At 24.8% G+C, this 2,974-nt stretch carries 1 protein-coding gene; it reads right to left on the reverse strand.

Translation table 11 applies throughout. The features are described from left to right. Positions 1-2,974 (reverse strand): hypothetical protein (locus tag ACMUOV_RS02600; RefSeq protein WP_413853492.1); only part of this gene is annotated, 2,974 nt, incomplete at both ends.

Raw genomic sequence — 2,974 nt, forward strand, 5'->3', positions numbered from 1 at the left:
AACAATATCTTTGTTTTTTATTATATAAATACAACCTTTTGGTTTTTCTTTGAAAGTTTCACTATTTATTACATCATTCATTTCTACAATATTAATATTAATATCATCATCATACTTGTAACTGTTATTATTTACAAGCTCACTATCAGCATTTACTATCATTTTTATGCTTTTAATCTGTTTTTCCTCAAAACCTAATTTATTGAAATACTCAGTATATTTACTATCACTATAACACTTGTCTAATGTAGAAACAAATTTTTTTTCAGCTATAAACAACTGCTTCTTATCAGAATTCTTACAACTAGTATAAATATTATCAATACATAACCTTAATTCATTCAAATAGTTCATCGGATCATCACTATCAAGAGAAAAAACATCTAACATAAAAGCAAATTTTATATAATTATAATAAGCTGTTCTAAGAGTGTTATCTGCCAAGAAATAACCTCCATTCTTTAGCACATATGTACTAATCACAGTAGTACTGTCTTTAGGTACCACCCCTTCATAATCTATAAGTTTTATTTCAAAATCATCTTTATTGCCTTCTTTTCTTTTTATCATTACATTTTCCGGTTTTAAATCATAATTATACAAGCCTTGTTTTTCTAATTTATTTTGTATTTTTAACACTTCTTTTATGATGTTAATCCTTTCTTCTGATGTCAATTCGCTTTTATTATTTTTAATAAAATTCCATAAACTATCAAATCCATCTCCATTTTCTTCTTTTAAATTCTTACTGACAACAAATCTCCACTGTTCTTTATCACTAAACTTTTTTTCAAAATAACCATAAACTTTATTAATATTATTTTTTATGTCATTATTTTCTTTTACTTTATTATAAAAATCATATTCATTTTTTAATAACCTAGCATCTAAACCTGGCTGATTTGTTGATTTAAAAAAATATTTATTATAGGTAAAAATTTTATTATCCTCATTGTAAAAAAACTTAACCTCCATAAATTTATTAATAAACGAATAAGTATCTCTTTTCTTTATTATAGAAAACAAACTTGAAAAGAAAAGTTCCTTTAACTTTTCTTTATTATTATCTGATAGTTCTTGTTCTTGTTCTTGTTCTTGTTCATTTACAAAATCTAAAACAGCCTTATTTAATGCAACCCGAATAAAAAACTCTTTTGTATCTATATCGTTCTCTTTTATAAATTTTTCTAAAAAATCACTATTTTTATTATAAAAAACCCCTATTCTATTATCATATACCATACATCCTTCTTCTAAATCCAAATAAATATTCTTCATGTATAGTTCATTTTTAATAATAATTTTATTGTTTTCTACTGAGACTGCTTTGGATACACTACAATTTGGTTTTAACTTAAAAGCATTATAATACTTTCGACTTGTATCTTTAACAAAACCAATAACTAACATTTTTTTATTTTTTATTATTTCCCTTATTTTATTATCTTCTTCTATATCCTTTTCGTCCAATTTTAATAATTCACCATCATATTCTGCAGCTACACACTTATAATAACCATCATCTTTGTTAATATAATGAATTAATGCCTTTTTATTGTTTATATCAAAAACAAAAATTGGTCTTGTTGTGTCCAGCATAAAAAGATATTTAAAATCTTCAATTTTTAAACACTTTCTAATTTTACCAATATTCAATGCACTTTCCTCGTGAGGTTCAGGAGCTACCTTCTTTATTCCTACTATTCTACGATACGGATTTATATCACTATTTTCATCATTATCCTCATATGATAACTCAAAATAGGTTCTAAAGTAATCTTCTTCTTCAACAGCATTTCCTATAGACATAAGATGTGAAATATCTTCATTTTTTTTAATTTCTTCTAGAAGTGCCCTCTTTTCTAAATCTAATTGTTTTACTACCTCTTCACTAAAACCTTTTTTCCCGTTCACATTTATATTCTTATGTAATTCGCATTTTACAAATTGTTGAAATATTTTATAACGCCATATTTGTATATATTCATCCAGCCTCAAATCAAATCCAAATTTACAGTCCAATTCTATTTCAATATCATTTATCTTATCTCTACTCAACAGCCATGCACAAATAGCACTATTACCATCTTCACCACTATATTGTTGCTCATAAGCATTTATATTCATTTCAATAACACCACTAAACTTATTTTTTATAGTTTCCGCATCTTCTTTTGTTAAATCAAGTTCTAATTCCGAATTAACAAATTTCAACTTATATTGATCATTATTACTTTGTTCTAATACACATTCTTTATTGAAACAAAAAAATGAATCTAATAAGCTTCTATCAGTTTCAATTATTTTCATAAAGACTTTTTTAAATGCTTCTTTACTGAAATATTGGTTAATATTTTCTTCTGTCAACTTTCCACACAATTCATTCACATTCGTAATTTTGCTAGTAACAATAAAATTCTCCATTAATGTTCCCAGTATAAATTTTTGAATCATACTACTATCATCTATCGGAATAACTTCATCTACAATATTCAAAAAATCTTCTCTATTCATTTTTTCCATAAAATCTTTTAAAGATTTATTATATTTGATACTCTTGTCATCACTATAATACCAACCAATAAGATTAAAATAATCTCCTTTTTTCCTTTTTTCAATAAACTTCAAATTGACATTGCCCATTTCCACAAGTTTATTTGATTCGCTAATAACAATATCTTTGTTTTTTATTATATAAATACAACCTTTTGGTTTTTCTTTGAAAGTTTCACTATTTATTACATCATCTTCTACAATATTAATATTAATATCATCATCCTCATACTTGTAATTGTTATTATTTGCAAGCTCACTATCAGCATTTACTATCATTTTTATGCCTTTAATCTGTTTTTTCTCAAAACCTAATTTTTTGAAATCGGCAACATATTTACTATAACACTTGTCTAATTCAGAAACAAATGTTTCTTCAGCTACAGACAACTGCTTATTATTAGAACAAACACGACAAATA

It is taken from the genome of Candidatus Ruminimicrobium bovinum, from assembly GCF_902760015.1.
GTDB lineage: Bacteria > Elusimicrobiota > Endomicrobiia > Endomicrobiales > Endomicrobiaceae > Ruminimicrobium > Ruminimicrobium bovinum.